Origin of the sequence: Cupriavidus phytohabitans, from assembly GCF_017815025.1 — a bacterium.
Taxonomy (GTDB): Bacteria; Pseudomonadota; Gammaproteobacteria; order Burkholderiales; family Burkholderiaceae; genus Cupriavidus.
The window spans coordinates 194003-216752 of record NZ_JAGIQB010000002.1; the positions used below are offsets into that span (position 1 = coordinate 194003).

The window sequence follows — 22750 nt, forward strand, 5'->3', positions numbered from 1 at the left end:
GCCTCAGTCCAGGTGGCGCACGCGATCGATCGCCTGCTCGATGCGCTCCACCGCGATCACTTCAAGGCCGTCGATCTTCTGCTTGGGCGCATTGGCCTTGGGGATCACGGCCAGCGTGAAACCCAGCTTGGCGGCTTCCTTCAGGCGCTCCTGGCCCCGCGGGCTGGGCCGGATCTCGCCGGCCAGGCCGACTTCGCCAAACACGACCAGCCCGCGCGGCAGCGGCTTGTTGCGCATCGACGAATGGATCGACAGCAGCACCGCCAGGTCGGCGGCCGGCTCGGTGATCTTGACCCCGCCCACCGCGTTCAGGAACACATCCTGGTCGAAGCAGGCAATGCCCGCGTGCCGGTGCAGCACCGCCAGCAGCAGCGCCAGCCGGTTCTGCTCCAGGCCCACCGCCAGCCGGCGCGGGTTGGGCACGTGCGCGGTGTCGACCAGCGCCTGGATCTCCACCAGCAGCGGGCGCGTGCCCTCCTGCGTCACCAGCACGCACGAGCCTGGCACGGTCTCTTCATGCTGCGACAGGAACAGCGCCGACGGGTTGCTGATGCCGCGCAGCCCGCGCTCGGTCATGGCGAACACGCCCAGCTCGTTGACCGCGCCGAAGCGGTTCTTGAAGGCGCGGATCAGCCGGTGCGAAGAATGCGTATCGCCCTCGAAGTACAGCACCGTGTCGACAATATGCTCCAGCACGCGCGGCCCGGCCAGGCTGCCTTCCTTGGTCACGTGGCCGACCAGGATGATGGTGATGCCGCTGCTCTTGGCGATGCGCGTCAGCTGCGCCGCGCACTCGCGCACCTGCGCGACCGAGCCCGGCGCCGAGGTCAGCGCCTCCGAGTACAGCGTCTGGATCGAGTCGATCACCGCCACTTCCGGCTTCTCGGCCTCGAGCGTGGCCTGGATCTTTTCGAGCTGGATTTCGGCCAGCAGGCCCAGCGCCGGGCTTTCCACGCCCAGCCGCTGCGCGCGCAGGGCGATCTGCGCGCCCGATTCTTCGCCGCTGACATAGAGCACGCGGCGCTGCCCGGCCAGGTTGGCCAGCGCCTGCAGCAGCAGCGTGGATTTGCCGATGCCGGGATCGCCGCCGATCAGCACCACGCCGCCCGACACCAGCCCGCCGCCCAGCACGCGGTCGAACTCGTCGATGCCGCTGGAAAAGCGCGGCACGTCGGCGGCCTCGATCTCGGACAGCTTGCGCACCATGGCCGATGCCGCCAGCGGCTGGAAGCGCTTGGACGCGGCCGTCTCGGCCACCGTTTCCACCAGCGTGTTCCATTGCTGGCAATGCGGGCACTGGCCGGCCCAGCGCGGCGCGGTGCCGCCGCATTCGGTACAGGTGTAGACGGTCTTGGTCTTGGCCAACGGAAAATCCTTGCGGGAAAGAACGAGCCGGGCGCAAATGCGGCCCGGCCATCACACTACATCACGCTAACCGGCGGCATTCGCTGCCGCCACGTCTCGCTTGCAACCTTTTACACCACGGCCGGCGCGGCGCTGTCCGACGCCGTGATGGTCGCCACCGTGGTCGGCACGCGCGGCGCCAGCGCGCACATCAGCTCGTAGCCGACCGTGCCGCTGGCCTGTGCCACCTCGTCGATCGGCAGGCCCTGGCCCCACAGCGTCACCGGGCTGCCGACCCGCGCCTTCGGGCACGGCGTCAGGTCCACGCACAGCATGTCCATCGAGACACGGCCGACCAGCTCGGTACGCACGCCGTCGACCAGCACCGGCGCGCGCTGCTCGCCCCAGCCGGCGGCATGGCGCGGGTAGCCGTCGGCATAGCCGCAGGCAACCACGCCGATGCGCATCGGGCGCTCGGCGGTAAACAAGGAGCCATAACCCACCGTCTCGCCCGGCCGCAGGTCCTGCACCGAGATCAGCTCGCTGTGCAGCGACATGGCCGGCTGCAGGCCGCTGCCCGCGATATCGGCATCGCGCCCGGTCGGCGAGGCGCCGTACAGGATGATGCCGGGACGCACCCACGCGCGGTGCGCCTGCGGATGCCACAGCACCGCGGCCGAGTTCGACAGGCTGGCCTCGCCCGGCAGGTTGGCGGTGGCGGCGTCGAAGGCCTTGATCTGGTGGGCAATGCCTCGGGGACTATCCGCATCGGAAAAATGCGTCATATGGACGATACTCCCCACACAGGGCATGGCGCGGGCGCGCTCCCAGGCGGCGCGGTACTGGGCGGGGTGGAAGCCCAGCCGGTTCATGCCGGTGTTCAGCTTGAGCTGGATCGCCAGCGGCCCCTTGGGACGCGCGCTTTCCAGCATGCGCAACTGTTCGTCGCAGTGGATTGCGGTGGTGAGCCGATACTGTTCGATCAGGGCAACGTCCTGCGGCTGGAAAAAACCCTCCAGCAGCAGGATCGGGCCCTGCCAGCCCAGGTCGCGCAGCAGCACGGCTTCATTCAGGTCCAGCAGGCCAAAGCCGTCGGTGCCGCGCAGCGCGGCAAAGACGCGGCGGATGCCGTGGCCGTAGGCATTGGCCTTGACGACGGCCCAGATGCGCGAAGCAGGGGCGCTGCGGCGGACCACGTCGAGGTTGTTGGCCAGGGCGGGTTGGTGGATGACGGCGTGAATGGGTCTTGGCATGGAGTCACATCTCGGAAATCAGGCAGCGCCGTGGCGCATCGCGCACGTCACTGCGGGAACTGGAAGGACGGCTCTGTCTCAGTTTCAATGGCGCGAGCGTCACCTGTCAGCGGGCGACGGTGTGTGGATGCATGCGAAGTGCTTCATATTGCGGGCATGTCGCGCTAAGGTGAGCGGCCATGGGAAATTTGCGTTTGCCTGGTCACTTGGGGCGTCCGGCTGCGATATCGTCTTGCCACTGCACCAGTCAGGCCAGTCAGGGTAGATCCGGTCGTCTGGCCGGGATCGCAGCCGTTATTTGAACACATCCGGAAGCCGCTGCCGGGGGTCATCGGGGAATCGGCGCGGCAATTTGCAGTCAAAAAGGCACCTTGCCGGGGTTCGGAAATGCCATGTTTTCGTGATATAAAGCCGGACGCTCCGGCCATGTTCTAAAAGCGAAGCATTATGTCAATGACTGTCAGGCAAGCCTCACGACGCCGCAGCGCAGTGCAACCGAGACAATTCGACACGGCCGCCGCGCAAGGTTCCCTGCAAACCATAGCCTCCCCAGCCGGTGCCGCCCTGACCGACGTGACGGAAGTCCGCGATGGAGACAAAGTCGAAAGCATGAAGAAGGGTTTTTACACCATCATGGCCGCGCAATTTTTTTCGTCGCTGGCCGACAATGCGTTACTGATCGCCGCCATCGCCCTTCTCACCGAATTGCATTCCCCGCAGTGGATGACCCCGCTGCTCAAGCTGTTCTTCGTTCTCTCCTACGTCATCCTCGCCGCCTTCGTCGGTGCCTTTGCCGACTCGATGCCCAAGGGGCGGGTGATGCTCATCACCAATGCCATCAAGGTGGTCGGCTGCGCGATCATGATGTTCGGCTTGCACCCGCTGCTGGCCTATGGCGTGGTGGGCTTCGGCGCGGCGGCGTACTCGCCGGCCAAGTACGGCATCCTGACCGAGCTGCTGCCGCCGGAGAAGCTGGTGCTGGCCAACGGCTGGATCGAGGGGCTGACGGTGGGCTCGATCATCCTGGGCACCGTGGTGGGGGGCGCGCTGATTTCGGTGCACGTGTCGGACATCCTGATGCGGCTCGACCTGCCCTGGATCAACACCGGCATCGACACGCCGGCCGAGGCCGCGATGGTCGTGATCATGCTGTTCTACGTGATCGCGTCGGTGTTCAACCTGTTCATTCCCGATACCGGCGCCCGCTACCCGCAGCAGGAAAAGAACCCGATCAAGCTGATCGCCGAGTTCGGCGACTGCTTCCTGGCGCTGTGGCGCGACAAGCTGGGCCAGATCTCGCTGGCGGTGACGACGCTGTTCTGGGGCGTGGGCGCGACGCTGCAGTTCATCGTGCTGAAGTGGGCGGAGAAGTCCCTCGGCCTGAACCTGTCGCAGGGTGCGCTGCTGCAGGCGGTAGTGGCCGTGGGCGTGGCCGTGGGCGCAATCGCCGCCGCCGCGCGCATTCCGCTGCGCAAGTCGCTGTCGGTGCTGCCCTTCGGCGTGGCGATGGGCGCGACCGTGATGATCATGGCCTTCTATACCAAGGACGCCATGCCCCAGGTGACGCTGCACATCCTGGGGCTGCACATGCCGCTGTACATGGCCATCGCCTACGTGTTCCTGATGCTGGTGGGCGCGATGTCGGGCTACTTCGTGGTGCCGATGAACGCACTGCTGCAGCACCGCGGGCACGTGCTGCTGTCGGCTGGCCACTCGATCGCGGTACAGAATTTCAATGAAAACGTATCGGTGCTGCTGATGTTGTGCCTGTACGCGCTGCTGATCAAGCTCAACGTGCCGATCGGCATCGTCATCATCGCGCTGGGCCTGTTCATCTGCCTGACCATGATGCTGGTGATCAAGCTGCACAAGTACAACATGAACACCTTCAACTCGCTGGCGATGATCGGCGAGGACAAGCACCACTGACCTCCCCCTGGCCGGCGCCCCGCTCAGGGGCCGTCGGCCAGCGTCTGCACACCCTGCCGCGCCGGCTCCGCCGCCCGCGCCATGGCCCGCGCCTCCCATCCCGGCGGCACCACGAAACCGCGCGAGCATTCGCGCCACCAGCCGTGGCCGGCCGGCTCCAGCTCGCACAGCATCACCGGCGCTTCGCGGCGCCAGCCGTGGTCGTGGCGCGGATCGGCAAAGCGCAGCGCCAGCGCGGCGTACAGGGCATCGACCTCCTCCGTGCCGCTGGCAGGCACCAGCGCCCCCGACAACCATCCCGAACGCGGCAGCCGGCACCAGCGCAGGCCCGGCCGCGCCGCCGCGCGCGCGCGCCAGCCGTCCAGCGTCGACCACCAGCCTTGCAGGTGGTCCGGGGCGATGCCCAGCCCGTCGAGTCCCGCCGGCACTTGCCCGTCCCGGTAGAACAGCCAACCCAGCAGGTAAACCTCGCTGCGGTCGACGACATGGCCGAGCAGCGTGCGCGCTTCCGGCGTGCGCCCCAGCGGCAGCTGGCGCCCAACCACATGCCCGAGCTTGTCACCCAGCCGGTCGACCATGTTTGGCCCGACGAAATCATGCAGGGTCGGCGCCGCAACGGCGCCGGGCATCAGGTAGAACTTGGCGGCCATTTCCCAGTGGACCACGTCGCCGGAGGCCTGCTCGCGCCAGACGAAGTCCAGCTCGCCCAGCGTGCGGATGCCATGCGCGCCGGCGCGCCGCACCGGGACGTTGGCCGCCAGCAGCGTCAGCCCCTCCATATGGCGCAGAGCGAAATGCAGCAGCCGTTCGGCATGGCGTCCCAGCCGCAGGCTGCGGCTGGCGGGATCCTGCGCATGCGGCGCGCCCGGGCCGGGAACGGGATCGGGGGGAAAGGCGACATGGCCACCGGCCAGCTCGTCGATGGTGGCTGGCAATGCCGCCGGGTCGGCGGCTTCCAGCCAGTGCCGCCACGCCGCCAGCGTACCGGCGGGCCAGTGCGCCGGCGCGGCACCCGCTACCGCGGACAGCAGCGGCGGCGACAGCGTGGCCCAGGCCAGGTCGCGCGTGCGCGGCGACAAGGCGCGGCGCCACAGCGGCGGCTCCGGCGGCAGGTTGCCGTCGCCGCCGCGATGCAGCGAGAGGTCAGGCCCCAGCTCCCGCACGGTCATGTACCTCGCGGGCCAGGCACAGGTCTTCCCATGCGCGCGCCTTGTCGGTCAGCGTGCGCAGCAGGTAGGCCGGGTGGTAGGTCACCACCACGGGGATGCCTTCATAAGCATGCACGGTGCCGCGCAGCTTGCCGATCGGCGTGGTGGTGCGCAGCAGCGACTGCGCGGCGAAGCGGCCCAGCACCACGATCACCCTGGGGCGCACCAGCGCGATCTGGCGGCGCAGGAACGGCTCGCACTGCGCCACCTCGGCCGGCTCGGGATTGCGGTTGCCCGGCGGGCGGCACTTGAGCACGTTGGCGATAAAGACGTTGCGCCCGCGCGCCAGGCCGAGCGCGCCCAGCATGTTGTCGAGCAGCTTGCCGGCCTGGCCGACGAAGGGCTCGCCCTGCAGGTCTTCGTTCTCGCCCGGGGCCTCGCCGACCAGCATCCATTCCGCCTGCCGGTCGCCGACGCCGAAGACGGCATTGGTGCGTGTCTGGCACAGTCCGCAAGCGGTGCATCCGGCCACGGCGGCATCCAGCGCGGGCCATGCCATGGCGGCGATGGCAGCCTCGCGCCCGGCCTGCGCCGAGTCGGGTTCGGGGCCGGCCGGTACCAGCGAGGGCTCGGCTGGCGCACGCGAGACAGGCGCCGCCACCGGGGCGACAGGCACCAGCGGGATCGCCGTTTCGATCGCCGGCGCGGCTTCCACGACTGGCGCAGCGGCCTGCGCGGCCACCGTGACGGGCCCGGCAACGGGCGTAGCAACGGGCGCGGCAACAGCAACGGCTTCGGACACCACCTCCGCCTGCGGCGCGTCATCGCGTGCCCGCGGCACCCATTCGGCCGTGATGCCCAGCGCCTCGAGGAATCGCGCGCGGCGGCTCATGCCCGGCCCTCCCCGCCTTCCCTGCTTTCCATTCTTTCCCGGGCGACATCGTCAGGCCAGCTCCGGCGCAACACCAGCGCGTCTTCGCGGAGTCGGCCCGCCGCCGGATAATAGCCCTTGCGGCGGCCGATCTCGGCAAACCCGGCGGCCTGGTACAGCGCGATCGCGCCGGTATTGGACGGACGCACCTCCAGCAGCATGGTATGGATGCGATGCGCGTGCGAGGTCGCCAGCACGATCGACAGCATCAGCCGCCCCAGTCCCTGGCGCTGGCGCGGCGGGTCGACGGTGATATTGAGCAGGTGCATCTCGTCGACCACCGGCATCAGCACGGCATAGGCCACCAGCGTGCCGGCGGAATCACGCAGGGTCAGGCCGAGATGCCCTGCCTTGACAGAGTTCTCGAAATTGCCGCGCGTCCACGGATGGCTGTATGCGCGTGCCTCGATGCCGGCTACCGCTTCCAGGTCGAGCGCGCTCATCCTGCCCAGCGCAAAGCCCGGGGGCAGCGGCGGCATGGCGGGCACGGCCGGCCAGTCGGCGCGCTCTTCCAGCGGATAGGCTGCGCTCACGATGCGCTCCCGGCCGTGGCCGCGGCGCGCGCGGCGGCGGCGGCTTCGCGTTCGGCGATGGTTTGCGCCACCTTGTCGCGCAGGTAGATCGGCATGGCGCGGTCGGCGTCGATGGCCTCGCCACGCGCCAGCGCGCGCAGTGCGATGGCGACCATCGGCTGCGCATGGGGCATCGCCTCCGGCAGCACGCGTTGCGCGCGCGCCAGGCCGGCGAGGCGTTCACCGAAGACCGTAGCGGCATTGCCCGCCAGCCAGAATTCGCCGCCGGGAAGCTGCACGGTTTCCGGCGCGCCGACGTGCATCGGCGTGCGCTCCACCCATTCCTGCGCGGCGGTATCCCAGCCGAAGGCTCCCGCATAGGCTTCGTCCATGCGCGCGTCGAGCGCGACCAGCACCGCGGTGTCCGCGGGCAGCTCTGGCTTGGCGGCGCGTACGCGCTCGGCGCAAGCTGCCAGGGTATTGACCGGCACCACCGGCAGTCCGGCACCGAAGGCCAGCCCCTGGGCCACGCCACAGGCGGTACGCAGGCCGGTAAACGAACCGGGACCGGCGCCGAAGGCGATCGCGGCGCAATCGGCCAGTGCGATGCCGGCCTCGGCCAGCAACTCGCCGGCGGCGGGCAGCACGCGCGCAGAGGAGCGCGCACCGGTGTGCTCATGGCGCACCAGGCACTCGATGCCGGCGCCGGCCGCCGCACGTCCGAGCGCGACCGAGCACCACTCCGTAGAAGTTTCAACAGCAAGAATCCAGGACATGGCGCGATTGTAGCCGCTGGCGCCCGGAACCGAGGGCTTCTTCGGTTTTAGACGCGCGGTCTGGCGCACTGGCGCGGCTATCATCGGCTGCACTTTCACAAATTCCCACGGAGGAACCCATGAGCGACCTGCAGGCACGCTTCGACCAGGCCCAGATCGACGTCAAGCAACTGAGCGAGCGTCCCAGCAATATGACCCTGCTGCGCCTGTACGCGCTGTTCAAGCAAGGCAGCGAAGGCGACGCCCACGGCGACAAGCCGGGCATGACCGACTTTGTCGGCCGCTACAAGTTCGAAGCCTGGGAAGCGCTGCGCGGCACCGCGCGCGAGCAGGCGATGGAGCAGTACATCGCGCTGGTGGCAGAACTGCGCAGCGGCGCGGCCAGCTAAACCCCGCCGCCACGCCAGCCGGCGGCATCAGCCCGCCGGCAGCGGCCTTGGCCGGATGCGCCAGGCCGCGAAGATGGCACTGGCGATCAACACCCCGACCGCCAGGAAGGTCTCATCGAAGGCGCGGATGCGCGCCGCCTGCAGCGCGGCGTCGCCCGCCTGGCCCAGCACCGCGCCGTGCTGCGTCAGCCGCCACTGCAGCCCCACCCCGGCCAGGCTCACGCCGATCGCGCCACCCAGCTGGCGGATAAAGTTGATGCAGCTCGATCCCTGCGCGATCAGCGAAAAATCCACGCCCCGCATCGACCCCAGCGTCAGCGACGGCAGAATGCAGCCGAGCCCGATCCGTCCCAGCACCGCCAGCGCGACCAGCAGCAGGTACGGCGTGGAGGGCGACCCCAACGCCATCAGCACGAACGACAGCGCCAGCAGCGCCAGCCCGAACGACACCTGGACATGTGGCGCGATCCGGTGTGTGAAGCGGCCCGCCACGGCGATCGTCAGTCCCAGCATCACGCCCGCCGGCAGCAGCACCAGGCCCGCGCGCGAGGGCGTGTACTCCAGCGCCATCTGCATGTAGACCGGCAGCAGGTAGGTCGAGCCGAACAGGCCCGCACCGTAGATAAATGCCACCACCGCGCCCGCGGAGAACTGCCGGTAGCTGTACAGCCGCATGTTCATCAGCGGATGCGGCGCGCGCAGCTGCCACAGCACGAACGCCGCCAGCATCAGCACGCCGAAGCCGGCCAGCGCCATGCCCGCGCCAACGCTTTCGCGCATTTCGACCACGCCATTGAGCAGGCTCACGGTGGCCACGCCGGCGAGTGCCAGGCCGCGCCAGTCCAGCGGCTCGCGCTCGCCCATCATGATCGAATCCACCGCCATGAAACGCCGCGCCATGAACGCGCCTAGCAGCGTCAGCGGCACCACCACGAAGAAGATCGAGCGCCAGCCGAACGCCTCGACCAGGAAGCCGCCAAGGCTGGGCCCCAGCGCCGGTGCGAGCACCACGCCGAAGCCGAACATGCTGATGGCCTTGCCCTGCTCGCGCTCCTCGAACACGCGCAGGATCAGGATATTGGGCAGCGGCTGCATGATGCCGGCGGCGGCGCCTTCGGCCACGCGCATGGCGATCATCACGCCATAAGTCGGCGAGAACCCGCCGAACAGCCCGCCGGCGCCCAGCAGCAGCAGCGACCCCAGGAAAGTACGGCGCAGCCCGTAGCGGTTGAGCAGCCACGGCGTCAGCAGCATCGACAGCGTCATCGCGATCATGAAGCTGGCCGCGACCCATTGCGCGCGCTCCTGCCCCAGCAGGAAATGCCGGCTCAGGTCGGGGATGGCAACGTTGATGATGGTGGACGAGACGATCGACGAGACCGTGCCCAGCATCAGCGTCATCAGCACCATCCAGCGCAGGCGGTCGCCGTAGCGGGCACGCAGCGTTGCCCGGGTCGGCCCGCCCGGCAGCTTGCCGGAAGTCTCCGGCGCGACGGGGCCCTCGCTCACCCCAGCCGCCCGGTGTCGGCGATCTCGCGGATCTTGCGGACGGTGTCGATGTCGGCCTCGTGGTACGCGGACTTGACGATCTCGGCGTAGCGGTCGTCGCCGCTGGCATCGACGGCTGGCATGGTAGTGTCGTAGGTGAAGCGCAGCAGCAGCGCATCCGGGCCGGGCGTCTCGATCACCATGGTCAGCGTACCGCCGGCGTGCTCGGCGGTGGCGGCGGTTTCATAGCGCACCTGGCGGCGCGGCGCGAACACCACGCGGTCATGGATGGACGCCTCGCCGAAATGCAGCACGCGGTCGATCCAGTTGTCGCCTCGCGCGACCACTTCGGCGCTGTCCAGGCCCAGCACGAACAACTCTGGCGACTCGGCGCGCAACACCAGGCCTTGCCAAAGCTGGTCGGGTGTCAGCGGATCCAGCTGGGGATTGCCGGGATCATTGATCTCCACCAAGTGCTCGAAACGCAACTTCTTTCTCCCTATCTTCAATAAGTCGATATTATGAAGTCTCCGCGTGTTCGGAAGACGTTTTTGTCTGCGCGGTGCAACATTGCTGTGACAGCCTCCCGTCGGATATCGACCAACCATTACGTTGACTGGAGTTCCGCGCATGCCCGCCGCGCTGCTGGCCGAAGCCGATCCGCTGCAAGTTCTTGTCTACTCCGATTCACTGTCCTGGGGGATCGTCCCCGGCACGCGTCAACGGCTGCCGTTCCCGGTGCGCTGGCCGGGCCGCCTGGAACTGGCACTGAATGCCGACGGCGGCACGCCGGTGCGCCTCATCGAAGACTGCCTGAACGGCCGCCGAACGGTCTGGGACGATCCCTTCAAGCCGGGGCGCAACGGGCTGCAGGGCCTGGCGCAGCGTATCGAGATCCACTCGCCGCTGGCACTGGTGGTCTTGATGCTCGGCAACAACGATTTCCAGTCGATGCATCTTCACAATGCCTGGCACGCCGCCCAGGGCATCGGCACCCTGGTGCAGGCGATCCGCATTGCGCCGATCGAACCGGGCATGCCGGTGCCGCCGGTGCTGGTGGTGACGCCGCCGCCGATTCGCACGCCGCGGGGGCCGCTGGCGCCCAAGTTTGCCGGTGGCGAACATAAATGGACCGGCCTGCCGCAGGCCGTTGCCGAGGTCTGCGCGCAGCTGGACTGCCCGATGTTCGACGCCGGCGCAGTCATCCAGAGCAGCGCCGTCGACGGCGTGCATCTTGACGCGGACGCCCATGTGACGCTTGGCGATGCGTTGCGCCCGGTGGTTCGCGAACTGCTGCCACGCTGACACACGCGTATCGGCACGCCTCCGGCCGCTGGCTGAAACATCACTCCTGACAGCAGTTGTCAGGAGGGCCGGCGCACAATGCGGTCGCTCTCACACAGAACGCCGCAAGGAGGCTGTCATGGAGTTGCTGATCAATATCGATGTCGACGACCTCGCGCGCGGCATCGCCTTCTACGAGCAAGGCCTGGGGCTGAAGCTGCAGCGCCGCCTGTTCGACGGCACCGTCGCCGAAATGCTGGGCGGCAATACACCGATCTATCTGCTCGCCAAGCCCGCTGGCACCCGCCCCACCAGCCGTTCCGATACCCGGCGCGATTACCGTCGGCACTGGACGCCGGTACACCTCGATTTTGTCGTCGCCGACCTCGAGGCCGCGATTGAACGGGCGCTGGAAGCCGGGGCCGAGATCGAGGACTGGCCGCAGGATTTCGACTGGGGCAGGCAGGCCACGTTGTCGGATCCGTTCGGGCATGGGCTTTGTTTTATTGAGTGGAAGGGTCAGGGGTATGCGTTGGTGACGGGTTGGCGATAACCTGCTGGGGCCATCTGGGCCGGCGGTCCAACGGCCAGGCATGCGCGCGATTTCGCCCAAGTCCAATTCCCGGCAGTGAGTGCTGACGGTGGCGTGCCATCGCTGGCATTGGCATGCTCACGGCCCCCGCGCAAGCTTGGACTATTGGGGATGTCCTGAGCCGCCTCTCGGAGTGCCGTTTGCATTGACGGCATGCCGGGCAACCTCGCCCGGCACCCCCTTGTATTAAACATTTTCTAGATCGTATTTTCGATAAATCGAAATTTGATTCCGATTTGTCCTATGTTTTCCGTAGCCACGTTTGCGATGCTTCTTCAAAGCTAGACGGATGGGTTCTCGGGGGCCGATTGGCGGTTACGCCATGCGCCGCGATGCCATCCGCCTGGGGCTCATTGATACCGGCGCGCCGTTCATGCGGCGCGCCAGCAACGAGGAAGATCCACGATGGCGGAAGGATGGGATGTCGCCGCGAAGGCGGCAACGGGAAGGCAGTCGTGCTTCCTGGAGGTACCTGGCGCGGCCACTGCCGCCGCGCTTTCGGTGGTGTCGTTCGAAGCCGCGGAGCGCCTGGGCGAACCCTATGAAGTGACGGTTCAGCTCACGCATCCGCTGGAACTGGATCGGACCCGCTACCTTGGCCGCGACGCGGTGTTCGTGATCGATCCCCCCGATGGCAGCGAGCCGCGCCGGTTCGCCGGCTGTATCACCCGCTTCACCAAGACCGGGCAAACCCACGACTTCCATGCCTACGAGATGGTGGTTGAACCGCATGTCGCACGCCTGCGGCTCACGCATGCCAGCCGCATCTACCAGCACAAGACCGTCCCGCAAATCATCGAGGCCATCCTGCGCCGGCACGGCATGACGGGCCACCATTTCGCCTTCAAGACGCGCCGGCAATACCCCCAGCACAAATTCCGCTTCCAGTACCAGATGTCCGACTGGGACTACATCCGGCTGCTGATGCAGCAGGAAGGCCTGTACTGCTACTTCGGCCCGGGGAAGTTCGGCCATGACCTCCTGACCTTCTGCGACGATATCGACCACTACCTATACCTGCCGCAGCGGTTGGTGCCGTACCGCGAGACGGCGGGCCTGGAATCGGGCATCGAGACGGTCTTCGCCATCAGGACCGTTGCGAAGACGGTGGCGGCATCGTTCCTGGCCGCCGAGCGCAACCCGGAGCAGGCCTACGAGCGCTTCCGCGCCGAGGCCAATATCGCGCGCAAGGACCGGACGACCTACGGCCAGTCCTACGTCTACGGCACGCACCATCCGGACCAGGACGGCGCCAGGTGGGAGGCGCAACTGCGCCACGAGGCGGCCATCGCCGCGCAGGTGGTCTACGAGGGCGAGAGCAACGTCCTGGAGCTGCGCCCGGCGCGCATCCTGCGCATGGACCTGGCGCTGCCCGATGCGCCCAACGGCCAGGTCATCACCGAAGTCACGCACAGCGGCGCGCGCGACCAGGCCTATCGCAACCGCTACAAGGCGATTCCGGCGGACCGTCGCTTCCGCCTGCCACTGGACGAGGCAAACTGGCCGCGCATCGCCGGCACGCTCAGTGCCCGGGTCTCCTCGCCGAGCCGCTACAAGTATGCCTACCTGACGCAGGACGGGCATTACACGGTCCGCTTCGACCTGGATTTCGATGAATGGCCAGCTGGCGGCGAGAGCGTGCCGCTACGCCTGGCCAAGCCGTTCGCGGGCGGCCTGCAGACCGGCTTCCACTTCCCGCTGCTCGATGGCACCGAGGTGGCGATTGCCTTCACCGACGGCAATCCGAACAAGCCGTATATCGCGCACGCCCACCACAACAGCCAGCAAGCCGACCATATCACCAGCCAGGACCGCTGGATCTCGCGCAACGTGATCCGCACGCAGGCGAACAACAAGCTGCGCATGGAGGACTGGGAGGGACAGGAAGGTATCAAGCTGTCCACCGACTATGGCGGCAAGACCCAGCTCAACCTGGGTTACCTCGTCGATAGCAAAAGGCAGAAGCGTGGTGAGGGGTTCGAGTTGCGGACGTCCGGCCATGGCGCGATGCGTGGCGGCAAGGGCATGCTCATTTCGGCGCAAGACCAGCCGAATGCCAGCGGCCAGCAACTCGACATGCAGGATGCAGAAGCCACGCTGCGGCAAGCAGTGGATCTGCTGCATTCGCTCAATGCTTCGGCCAATGCGGCAAAGGCCTGGCTGGCGGAAATCAACCAGCAACGTGCGCTGGTCGAGCAGTGTCTCGTGGGGCTGAAGAAGCCAGCCGTTCTCGCCACTGCGCCGGATGGCGTAGGCATTGCAAGCGGCAAGGATATGCAGCTGGCCGCGCGCCAGCAGATGTTCGTGACCGCAGGCGGCGGCCTGGACATCGGGGTGTTCAAGCGCTTGACCGCAGCGGCCGGCGAAGCGATATCGCTCTTTGCCGCGAAGCTCGGCATCCGCATCTTCGCCGCGAAAGGCAAGGTCGAAGTCCAGGCCCAGGGCGGCGGGCTGGAACTCCTGGCGCTGAAAAACATCGTGATCAGCTCATCCTCGGGTGAAACCCTCATCACCGCTTCGAAGGGCATCACCCTCGGCGACGGATCAGGCGCCTACATCAAGATCGCCAACGGCACGATCGGGTTGGCAAGCCCGAGCGGCAAGATCGACGTCAAGGGCAACCTGAATGTGGAAGGTCCGGCTGGTGGCAGTTTCACATTTCCCGACTGGTCCAATCTGCCCGTCAAGGACATCAAGGGCGACCTGAACTTTGGGTTCTCTGATTAAGCGCAATCATGGCCACTTCGACACCGACGAATCCGCCCAAGACCCCTGTGAAGCAACTGGGCTACGCGTATCCCTTTTGCAAGAAGGCGCAAGGCAATGGAGCGCCCGCCAACTTTACCGACGAGCACGAATTCCACAAGCTGCTGAAGAAGGAACCGTCGGGCTCCTACGCTGCCAGCGGCAATGGCCTGTGGCACGGCGGCTTTCATATATCCGCAGCCGGCGCGGGTTCCGCGCTCGACCTGAAGCACGGCGTGCGGTGCATGGCCGATGGCGAAGTGGTGGCCTGGCGCGTAAATCGCAAGTACCTGGTCAGCGAACTGCCCGCGCACGGCGACAGGCCCGCCATCCAGGCGTCATACAGCACCGGCTTTGCCCTGGTGCGCCATTCGATGGAATTCCCCAAGGACAACAAGCTGACGTTCTTCAGCCTGTACATGCACCTGCAGGACCTCGCAAGTTACGAGCGCGACTTAACGCTGCCCAGGCCGCCCTACTGGTCGCCGGACTTCAAGGTCACCCAGTTTCCGCAGGACAAGCCCACCGCTGGCCCAGGCCCTTCATTACCGGGTCAGGTCGGACTGCGGGTACGCGCCACCCATCCGCATGGCACCCCACTGTGCATCCTGCCGCACGGCGCACAGGTCACCATCAGCAAGCGCGAAGGCAACTGGGGTCAGATCGCGGACACGCACGGCGCGCAATTGATTCCCGCAAGGACGGGCGGCTTCGTTGAGGCAACCGCCGCGATCAATGGCTGGGTCTTCCTCGGCAAGGAGAGCGGCCATGCCGTTGTCGAGGAAATCATGCCGGATGCTTTGCTCGACCGGGTGGTTGTGCCAGCCAGGCCCTTCCCGATCAAGGCAGGCGATCTGATTGGCCATCTCGGCCGCTACGACTCCTTGAGCACGGCAGCCGAGAACCGGATGGTGCATATCGAGATGTTCTGCAGCGACGGCATCAAGGCATTCATCGAGACTGGCCGGTCGTGGGTCAGGGGGAACGGCCACAAGCAGAAATCGTGGGAGCAACTGGGGCTACCAAGCGAACCCACGATCTTGCGCATCGGCAAGAACACCAGGCTGTACAAGGAAGCATTCCACGAAGGGCGGGATGCGCCAGTCACCGACGTAATACAAGTCCTTTCGTTTGCCGAGCTGGCAAAGCATCCCGAAAACAAGCGTATTGAAACCACTCCTGGTAGCGGCGACGGCGAGAAGCTGCCCTGGTGGCGTATCGACAGCGCGGACGTACACGGCCACGACATCAGCGGCTGGGTGCGGCAGGAAAACTTTGCCGGAGGCCGGGTAACGCGCGAGTTCGCGCAGTCCTGGATCGACTTCGACGCATCGTTCGAGGACGCGCACGACCCGGCGCATTCGATGTTCGCCACCACGAAGGCATACGTCGACTACCACATTGGGGCAGATGTCCCTGAACACGAAGCCCTTGCCAAACTCAGCCCGTTGATGGGAAAGGTCTACCGCGCGATCTATCCAAGAGGGGATGGCAGCCAGGCAGCCGACCAAATGCGTGTCGCGGACGACGACCCGTGGCGGGCGCTGCGGCTGTCCCGGCTGATCATCAAGCATGACAGCGAATGGGCTAACCCGGCGAAGTGGAAGCAGCTCATCGAGGCAATTGAAAGGGAGACAGGGCCGAAACCCCAGCATGAGGAAGAGCAGAAGCGGATCGAGAAGCTCGTGTGGTGGGATGACGTGAAGGCTGGCGTGAGCGATCTGCCGGGGTCGGATGTTTTTCATGTTCATCCAATTGGGTTGCTGGGGAATTTCTGTGGTGAGCCGCAATCAATAACCCTTGAAATGCTTGCGGCAGTTGATCCACACGGCACGAAGGCTTATCACGAAGAAATTCTCCCATCCTTAAATAAATATGCCAAAGGCTACGCTGTAATAACCCCCAAAAGAATTGCTCATTTTCTATCGCAGATCGCCGTTGAAAGTGGCTTCAAGAACATAGAGGAAGATCTCAAGTACTCACCCAAAAGAATGAAAGAGATATTCGGCTGCAAGCCTGCGCCTCATGGAAGTCACACGCCAAAATTTGGCGTGGTTGGCAATGAGATTGTGTGCAATTTCTGCCAGCTTCGCTCGAAGTTGTGGACCGACACCGATTACTATGCAAACAATGCAGAGCACCTTGGCAGTTACGTCTACGAAGGAAGGTATGGAAATGGTCCAGAGGCTACTGGTGATGGTTATAAATACAGGGGGAGAGGACTCATTCAGACAACATTTAGGGATAATTACGAAACATTCAAGAAGGAGCACAACTCAAGATTCCCGCAGGATCAACGTGATTTTGTTGCCGAGCCAGAGCTCTTACTAAGCAATCTCGAATATGGAGTAGAGTCTGCGTTTGTGTACTGGACTGTAACCAGAAATGTAAACAGCACAGCAGATAATGGTGATGTTTTGTCTGTAACGCTAAAAGTTAATGGAGGAACGCATGGTCTTCGTGAAAGGCGGGCTGCATATAACAGAGTTGCCACCCTCTTGGGAATTTCAACAGAGACCGTTTGATTGGCTTTTCGTCAAGCTGCCATGCTATTTACTGATGTTACTAGTTACATCGGCTTACGCAGACACTGAGAATACTGTCGCATGCCCGGGCCTGTCACCTAATAATGAAATCTTCTCTGCTGAGAAAATTTACAAAAAATCGATTATTGCCATCGAGAAAGGTGATGATGCTTACCCAATTAATCTTGTGCTGTATCGACCAGATCGCGAAAATTGCAAGAAAACCATTGTTGCAAAATATCCGCATAATGGATCCCATCCGATTGTGGATGCTGTGTTTTTTGAAAAAACAGACGGCCAAATCAACCTGTTCACCATCGTTCATTGGGAAATTAATCATCGTGGCGCAGGCACTTTCGGCAATCTATATCAAGTGTACGCATACAAGAAAGGGACAGAATTTGATTTGCTTGTTGAAAACAAGTCAATTACAGAGGACGGCATGATGACGGGAATGGATGGGTATGAAGATGGAAAAGAGGCTACATTCAATTACAAAACCGCAACTGCAATCATAAGATATTTAAGAAAGAAATAGTTTATTAAAAATAATTTAACCATGAAATACCTTCGCGCCATTGGATTGCGACAACAGCCTCAATCCACCTCTTGCAAAATAATGCAACAGCGGTGCGGTGGCCTCAAATCAAAGATACCGCCCCGGGTAAAGAGCCGTATTGCAGAATCTAAAAATTAGCTCACAACCTTAATAAAATGCCAAATTTAGCCTACGAAGGCGACAAAACCAGTCACGGTGGCACGATCCTGACAGGTTCCGACCGCATCAAGGTCAACGGCCGCCGCGCTGCCCGACAGGGCGACCTCGTGTCGTGTCCGATCCACGGCGAAAACCGCATCATCGGCGGCAGCACCAGGCTGACGGACGGCAGCGTGCCGCTGGCATGCGGTGGCCACGAGACCGAATGCGGCAGCGTCCTGATTGCCACTTCGCCCGGCGCGACGGTTCGCTAAATGCCCATCGACTTTGAACGGGTACCGCCACGGGTGCCAGTGCCAGCACCGCCGCGCCCGTTGGTCGTGCTATGGGCCACCCTGCTCGCCGTGATGATGGGAACCGGCGCCGGGCTGACCGTCCTGCTGTGGCCGACCGGCCAGCCATCGAACACGCTCTGGTTCTGGTGCTGCGCCATTGTCTACCCGATCCTCGCCTGGGCATTTCTACTGTGCTGCTCACGCGGTATTGCGTATGCGAGATGCAGCGAGGCCATGACCATCAATCACGTCAGCGACAAGATTGAGCAAGAATGTCATGCGCTCGCCAGTGAACCGCTTGCTGTGCTCGGGCATGCATGGTGCTTTTCTTCCCAGGACACCGAGAACGATGCCGAAGGCGTTGTTAATGGCAGTCTGCAGTTGGACGCCCGCCCAAGCGCCGCAGAACCCGGTACCGATGTCAGTGCACGCTGGCTCGAGATTCCCGGCATGCCGTTCTATCCTGGCAATGAGCTGATTGAGCACAAGCGGCATCGCGCCATAGGCAACTGGCTCCTGACCCGTTTGGTCGAGCGCGTCGGCGGCGGTCTGGCGGCACTGCCCGCACATACGGTCCTGCACGTGGATGTGTGTGTCCATTCCCTGGCGGAATCTGCCGAGATGCAGGCCCGCCTGCAGGAAGTCCTTATGGCGAAGGCCCCCACCCTTCAGGTTCGGATCAACGCGAGCAGAAATCACTTCTTGCTGTTCCGAGCGGATGATTGGCATGACCAGACCAAGCCTCGAGAGGCCCACCTGCTGCTCGCAATTCAGCTACGCAAGGCCATCAGCGAGCTGCTGCAGGATGGCGTTGCCGAAACCGGCGTGGCCCTGCTGGTCGCGCAGCCTGGCAGCCTGCGCAATGCGCCAGCATTGCACCTCCATCGTCCGGCGAAGGGTAAGGCAGACGGCAAGCACGAGGCTTTCGAGTTGGCCGTGCGCTGGTGCGGGGCCGATGCATCGCAGGTCCGCACGATCGTGATCCATGCCCTGTCCGAGGAACTGACGCACTCGGTCAAATCCTCGTCCCAGTTCAGCCAGGACGTGCGCTGGGTGGATGTCGGCACATCCGTCGGCAATTGCGATGGTGCGGGCGCCTGGCTCGCCACCGCACTCGCCTTGGAACATGCGCGGCATACCGGCAGCCCCCAGCTTGTCCTCGCCGAGCAAGGCAATGAGCTGATCGCCCTTATGTGCAAGACATCAACATGAACGAATACAAGTCCCGGCCCGTCGCACTCTGGTTCGGCGTAGGCATCAGCACTATTTTCATCGGTCTGATGATGGCCGCTTTCGCCAAGGGGCCGGAATTAGGATGGACAGGCTATCAGTTGTTGGCCATCGAGTTAGGCCTGTTGTCTACCTGCCTGCTACTGCTTCTCTTCGTGCGGTTCTTCGAGGCCGTTTTGCTTAAGATCGCCTCGATGAAAGCCGACCGGTGGACGTTGTTTTACGACAAGAACAAGGCGGCGCAAGGTGGTGCAACGCAAAGCGCAGAATCCCGGGAGCATGCCCGTGTCCGGGGGCAGGCTTTGCGCGATGCCCTGCGCACACTGCATGGCTGGCGCTGGCGCGATCGGCAACCCTGGCTGCTGCTGACGGGGAATGACAATGTGATCGGCCGGCTGCTGCCCGAGATTGCCGAATCCGGCTGGCAGATAACGCCCGATGCCGTCCTGCTATGGGGCAAGTCCAGTGCCGGCGGCCAGCTCGATGCGGGATGGCTCAGGCAAATCTACCAGCTACGGCGCCGCCGCCCGGTGGATGCGGCGCTTCTTGTCATCGACGGCGCCACGGGCCTGACGGCAGACCGTAGTGGCTTCCATGAGGGTAGCCAGCTCACGCGCATTTCGGATATCTTGCGGTGGTCCGCCCCCGTTTATGCGCTTGACGTTGCGCAATCGGACCAGGTTTCCGGTAGCGATACGCCGGTGATCGCCTGTGAAGTCGCCCGACAGGCAGACACGGCAGGGATTGGGGCGCAGTTGTTAACCTTGCGTAACCACCTCGCGCAACACAGCCTGGCGCGGCTGCCGCAACAAGGCCGCGAACAGTATCTGGGGCAACTGTCCCGACAACTCGAGACTCGTAGCGAGGCACTGGCGGCTTGGCTTGCCAGGCTCATTGCCGGTCAACGCAGACGCGCCGCGATTCGAGGCATTCTTTTTGCTCCCTGGCACGGCCAATCGAATGCCGCTTCTGCCGCAGACCTGCCGCTATGGCATTACGTAGCAGAGGCAGTGAAACGCGTGCCCGGGCGCCGGACAGTGTGGCATCCGATTACTATCCTTGCGGCTCTCGTCCTGACCAGCGTCGCGCTATGGTCCGCCGGCATGCTGGTGTCCGGTGTGCTGAATCAACGCGACATCCACGCCGCGCGACAAGCGGCGCACGACTTCCGGGCAGCGCCCAACGCGGCGGCAAGGCTGAAAGCGCTGCTGGCCCTGCAGCAGCAGATCGAGCGCTATGAGTACCGCACCCAGCATCACGCGCCGCTGCTGACCCGCTTCGGACTGAACCGTGACGCGGAGGTGCTCGCCGCGCTGTGGAAGCCCTACGCCCAAGCCAGCCGCGATCTCCTCGTCACGCCGGTGCAGCAGGACCTGGAGGCCTCGCTGGTTGATCTTGCGCAGATGCGCACTGCGGACCTGAATGAACAGACCGCGCGCTGGGCGTTGGCCGGGCATGGCGCGCTCAAGGCCTACCTGATGCTGGCCAATCCGGAGAAGGCAGATGCCACCTTCCTCGCCCCGCAACTGGCGCAGTACTGGACGACCGAGGCCCGCGTCTCCCCCGGAGAGAAACAGGACCTGGCCGAGCGCCTGTTCCGGTTCTACGCCACGCACCTGAAGGCCAGGCCAGACTGGCGCATCGAGCCGCGCCCGGAACTGGTCGCGGGCGCGCGGCAGACCCTGCTGGCGGTGATCGGGGAGCGCAATGCGCAGGACACGGTTTTCCAGGGCATCCTCGACGGTGCGGGCAGCAAGTACCCTGACCAGACCCTGGCATCGCTGACCGCCGGGACCGACCCTCGCGGTCTGCTGCGCGCTTCGGCCATCGTGCCCGGCGTCTTTACGCACCAGGCCTATGAGGGCTATGTGGCGGCCGCCATCGAGGAAGCGGCCAGGCGCAAGCAGGTGGACAACGACTGGGTGCTCACGGGCGGCAGGCCGCAGCAGCCCGCGCCTGACGAAGGTTCCGGCAGGGATCTCCAGTTCGCCTTGACCGAGCAGTATTTCGCCGAGTACGCCGAGCACTGGCAGCAGTTCATGAACGGTATGCAATGGGAGCCGGCCTCGACGCTGCCTGCCGTCATCGACCAGCTCAAGCTGTTGGCCGACGCACGCCAGTCGCCAGTGATCGCGCTGATGAAGTCGCTGGAATACCAGGGCGGCGCCGGTGCGCGCAAGGACTCGCTGTCGGACAGGCTGGTGAACAAGGCCAAGGACTTGCTCGGCAAGAAGAGCGACGCACCCGAAGTCGCCAAGGCCGACCCGGCCGGCCCGCTCGGCGCGGCGTTCGGGCCGGTGCTGCGACTGGTGGGTCATCAGGCCGGACAAGGCACGCAAGGGGGCGGCGAATTGAGCCTGCAGCGCTATCTGGACCGGGCCACGGCCCTGCGGCTGCGCTTGCAGCAGATCGGCAACAGTGCCGATGCCGATGCGCAGGCCCGCCAAATGGCCCAAGCCCTGTTCCAGGGCAAGGGCTCGGAACTGGCGGACACCCAGAGCTACGCACAATTGATGGCCGCCAGCCTCGGCGCCGAATGGGCCGGCATGGGAGAAACCTTGTTCGTGCGCCCGATAGCGCTGGCCATGCAGACTGTGATGGCACCCGCCCAGGCCAGCCTGAACGACGACTGGCAGCAAGGCATTGCGATGGAATGGAACCGGTCGTTCGCGGGGCGCTATCCGTTTGCCGATACCGCCAATGACGCCTCGTTGGCGGAACTGGCGCGATTCCTGCATCCGCAGGGAGGGTTGATCAATGCCTTCCTCGGCTCCCAGCTTGCCGGCGTCCTCGAACGAAAGGGAGATCAATGGGTGCCGGTGGCGAGCAGCGCGCAAGCGCTATCGTTGGACGCAGGTTTCCTCAAGGTCATCAATACCTTGCAGCGCATTGGCGTCCACCTGCTGGCGCAAGGCGATCCGATGTACCGCTTCCAGCTCAAGCCCATTCCCACACCCGGGCTGACCGACACGCTGCTGACCGTGGACAACCAGAAGCTGCACTACTTCAACCAGCGCGAGTCCTGGCAGTCCATGACCTGGCCCGCGAACAACCTGCAGGAACCGCGCACCCTGCTGCAATGGCAGACAGAAAAAGCGGGCACCAGCAAAAACTATGAATTTGATGGACGCTGGGGCTGGGTTCGCATGCTGGAGCGTGCCCACGTCGTGCCGCTCGACAGCGCGACCTTCCAGCTTACGTGGCAGGGCGCCCCCGACACTGCGGCGCCTAGGGCAGGCTTGACCGAGAACGAGCCCGAAGCCAGACAGCCCTCGCGTTCCGGCAACCCCGACAGCCTGACGGCGCGCGAGGCAAGCGTGCCGGCACCCGCTGACATGAGCTATCCGATCCGCTACCAGCTTCGTACGGAGGTGGGCCAGGGGCCGCTGGAGATGCTTGCGCTGCGTGACTTGAAGATGCCGGAGCGGATCTTTGTTGTAGACAGGGGGAGTTTGCCAACGGCACCCCGATGAGCGCCAGCAACACTGGGCCGCGCGCCGGCCCTAATGCAGCTGGACCTCACCCTCGACTCACGACATTTAATGCCGATATTTCTCTTAGGCTCGGATTCATAAGCATATGAAAAAGAAGTAGACGCCAGATCTGCCCAT

General features: G+C 64.6%; 18 protein-coding genes. 10 read left to right on the forward strand and 8 right to left on the reverse strand.

What is annotated here, in order from left to right:
* Nucleotides 1-3 precede the first annotated feature (3 nt).
* Nucleotides 4-1365 carry a DNA repair protein RadA gene (radA, locus tag J8I34_RS02215; protein WP_029045807.1) on the reverse strand — a complete coding sequence of 454 codons (1362 nt, stop codon included), beginning with the start codon at nucleotides 1363-1365 and terminating at the stop codon, nucleotides 4-6.
* A 110-nt stretch (nucleotides 1366-1475) separates the two neighbouring features.
* On the reverse strand, nucleotides 1476-2597 hold the full coding sequence (gene alr, locus J8I34_RS02220; RefSeq protein WP_029045806.1) for an alanine racemase: 1122 nt from the start codon (nucleotides 2595-2597) through the stop codon (nucleotides 1476-1478).
* Between the two features lie 609 nt (nucleotides 2598-3206).
* Between alr and lplT the strand changes: the two genes are divergently transcribed.
* A complete protein-coding gene (gene lplT, locus J8I34_RS02225) occupies nucleotides 3207-4526 on the forward strand; it encodes a lysophospholipid transporter LplT (RefSeq protein ID WP_029045805.1) in 1320 nt (439 codons plus the stop codon).
* A 23-nt stretch (nucleotides 4527-4549) separates the two neighbouring features.
* Here the strand turns inward: lplT and J8I34_RS02230 are convergent, their stop codons facing one another.
* From J8I34_RS02230 to tsaB, 4 genes are read right to left on the reverse strand one after another with little or no spacing between them, the layout of a single operon-like run.
* Nucleotides 4550-5695, reverse strand: a complete 1146-nt coding sequence (locus J8I34_RS02230) for a DUF1853 family protein (RefSeq protein ID WP_029045804.1) — start codon at nucleotides 5693-5695, stop codon at nucleotides 4550-4552.
* A complete protein-coding gene (locus J8I34_RS02235; protein WP_029045803.1) occupies nucleotides 5670-6566 on the reverse strand; it encodes a uracil-DNA glycosylase in 897 nt (298 codons plus the stop codon). Before J8I34_RS02235 ends, J8I34_RS02230 begins: the two co-directional genes overlap by 26 nt.
* Nucleotides 6563-7138, reverse strand: coding sequence for a ribosomal protein S18-alanine N-acetyltransferase (gene rimI / locus J8I34_RS02240; RefSeq protein WP_029045802.1), 576 nt, complete (start codon nucleotides 7136-7138; stop codon nucleotides 6563-6565). The genes J8I34_RS02235 and rimI overlap by 4 nt, the downstream gene beginning before the upstream one ends.
* Nucleotides 7135-7893 carry a tRNA (adenosine(37)-N6)-threonylcarbamoyltransferase complex dimerization subunit type 1 TsaB gene (tsaB, locus tag J8I34_RS02245; protein WP_209775235.1) on the reverse strand — a complete coding sequence of 253 codons (759 nt, stop codon included), beginning with the start codon at nucleotides 7891-7893 and terminating at the stop codon, nucleotides 7135-7137. The genes rimI and tsaB overlap by 4 nt, the downstream gene beginning before the upstream one ends.
* Before the next feature lie 119 nt (nucleotides 7894-8012).
* Here tsaB and J8I34_RS02250 point away from each other — a divergent pair, with 119 nt between their 5' ends.
* Nucleotides 8013-8282, forward strand: coding sequence for an acyl-CoA-binding protein (locus J8I34_RS02250; RefSeq protein WP_029045800.1), 270 nt, complete (start codon nucleotides 8013-8015; stop codon nucleotides 8280-8282).
* Between the two features lie 27 nt (nucleotides 8283-8309).
* Here the strand turns inward: J8I34_RS02250 and J8I34_RS02255 are convergent, their stop codons facing one another.
* A complete protein-coding gene (locus J8I34_RS02255) occupies nucleotides 8310-9791 on the reverse strand; it encodes a DHA2 family efflux MFS transporter permease subunit (protein WP_209805228.1) in 1482 nt (493 codons plus the stop codon).
* Nucleotides 9788-10258 (reverse strand): SRPBCC family protein, encoded by a 471-nt coding sequence (locus J8I34_RS02260; RefSeq protein ID WP_029045798.1) that lies wholly within the window; start codon nucleotides 10256-10258, stop codon nucleotides 9788-9790. The genes J8I34_RS02255 and J8I34_RS02260 overlap by 4 nt, the downstream gene beginning before the upstream one ends.
* Before the next feature lie 142 nt (nucleotides 10259-10400).
* Here J8I34_RS02260 and J8I34_RS02265 point away from each other — a divergent pair, with 142 nt between their 5' ends.
* From J8I34_RS02265 to J8I34_RS02300, 8 genes are all read left to right on the forward strand, one after another.
* Nucleotides 10401-11075, forward strand: coding sequence for an SGNH/GDSL hydrolase family protein (locus tag J8I34_RS02265; protein WP_209805229.1), 675 nt, complete (start codon nucleotides 10401-10403; stop codon nucleotides 11073-11075).
* Between the two features lie 118 nt (nucleotides 11076-11193).
* Complete coding sequence (locus tag J8I34_RS02270; RefSeq protein WP_029045796.1) at nucleotides 11194-11607, forward strand: VOC family protein; 414 nt, start codon at nucleotides 11194-11196, stop codon at nucleotides 11605-11607.
* Nucleotides 11608-12051: 444 nt separating this feature from the next.
* The gene (locus J8I34_RS02275) at nucleotides 12052-14373 is read left to right on the forward strand and encodes a type VI secretion system Vgr family protein (RefSeq protein WP_209805230.1); all 2322 of its coding nucleotides are present in this window, start codon (nucleotides 12052-12054) and stop codon (nucleotides 14371-14373) included.
* 8 nt (nucleotides 14374-14381) lie between these two features.
* Nucleotides 14382-16916, forward strand: a complete 2535-nt coding sequence (locus J8I34_RS02280; RefSeq protein WP_209805231.1) for a glycoside hydrolase family 19 protein — start codon at nucleotides 14382-14384, stop codon at nucleotides 16914-16916.
* Nucleotides 16843-17454: a hypothetical protein gene (locus J8I34_RS02285; protein ID WP_209805232.1), complete on the forward strand. Its 612-nt coding sequence runs from the start codon at nucleotides 16843-16845 to the stop codon at nucleotides 17452-17454. The genes J8I34_RS02280 and J8I34_RS02285 overlap by 74 nt, the downstream gene beginning before the upstream one ends.
* Before the next feature lie 176 nt (nucleotides 17455-17630).
* A complete protein-coding gene (locus tag J8I34_RS02290; protein WP_209805233.1) occupies nucleotides 17631-17888 on the forward strand; it encodes a PAAR domain-containing protein in 258 nt (85 codons plus the stop codon).
* Nucleotides 17889-19121 (forward strand): KPHS_23130 family T6SS system protein, encoded by a 1233-nt coding sequence (locus J8I34_RS02295; protein WP_209805234.1) that lies wholly within the window; start codon nucleotides 17889-17891, stop codon nucleotides 19119-19121. It begins immediately after the preceding gene.
* Complete coding sequence (locus J8I34_RS02300; protein WP_245175721.1) at nucleotides 19118-22612, forward strand: ImcF-related family protein; 3495 nt, start codon at nucleotides 19118-19120, stop codon at nucleotides 22610-22612. Before J8I34_RS02295 ends, J8I34_RS02300 begins: the two co-directional genes overlap by 4 nt.
* Nucleotides 22613-22750: the final 138 nt, after the last annotated feature.

Excerpts from the sequence above, each read along its gene's own strand:
- J8I34_RS02290 (WP_209805233.1), top strand. The coding sequence starts at position 17,631 with ATGCCAAATTTAGCCTACGAAGGCGACAAAACCAGTCACGGTGGCACG.
- J8I34_RS02250 (WP_029045800.1), top strand. The coding sequence starts at position 8,013 with ATGAGCGACCTGCAGGCACGCTTCGACCAGGCCCAGATCGACGTCAAG.
- J8I34_RS02285 (WP_209805232.1), top strand. The coding sequence starts at position 16,843 with ATGGTCTTCGTGAAAGGCGGGCTGCATATAACAGAGTTGCCACCCTCT.
- alr (WP_029045806.1), bottom strand. The coding sequence starts at position 2,597 with ATGCCAAGACCCATTCACGCCGTCATCCACCAACCCGCCCTGGCCAAC.
- J8I34_RS02295 (WP_209805234.1), top strand. The coding sequence starts at position 17,889 with ATGCCCATCGACTTTGAACGGGTACCGCCACGGGTGCCAGTGCCAGCA.
- J8I34_RS02265 (WP_209805229.1), top strand. The coding sequence starts at position 10,401 with ATGCCCGCCGCGCTGCTGGCCGAAGCCGATCCGCTGCAAGTTCTTGTC.
- tsaB (WP_209775235.1), bottom strand. The coding sequence starts at position 7,893 with ATGTCCTGGATTCTTGCTGTTGAAACTTCTACGGAGTGGTGCTCGGTC.
- J8I34_RS02270 (WP_029045796.1), top strand. The coding sequence starts at position 11,194 with ATGGAGTTGCTGATCAATATCGATGTCGACGACCTCGCGCGCGGCATC.
- J8I34_RS02230 (WP_029045804.1), bottom strand. The coding sequence starts at position 5,695 with ATGACCGTGCGGGAGCTGGGGCCTGACCTCTCGCTGCATCGCGGCGGC.
- J8I34_RS02275 (WP_209805230.1), top strand. The coding sequence starts at position 12,052 with ATGGCGGAAGGATGGGATGTCGCCGCGAAGGCGGCAACGGGAAGGCAG.
- J8I34_RS02300 (WP_245175721.1), top strand. The coding sequence starts at position 19,118 with ATGAACGAATACAAGTCCCGGCCCGTCGCACTCTGGTTCGGCGTAGGC.
- lplT (WP_029045805.1), top strand. The coding sequence starts at position 3,207 with ATGAAGAAGGGTTTTTACACCATCATGGCCGCGCAATTTTTTTCGTCG.
- J8I34_RS02280 (WP_209805231.1), top strand. The coding sequence starts at position 14,382 with ATGGCCACTTCGACACCGACGAATCCGCCCAAGACCCCTGTGAAGCAA.
- J8I34_RS02235 (WP_029045803.1), bottom strand. The coding sequence starts at position 6,566 with ATGAGCCGCCGCGCGCGATTCCTCGAGGCGCTGGGCATCACGGCCGAA.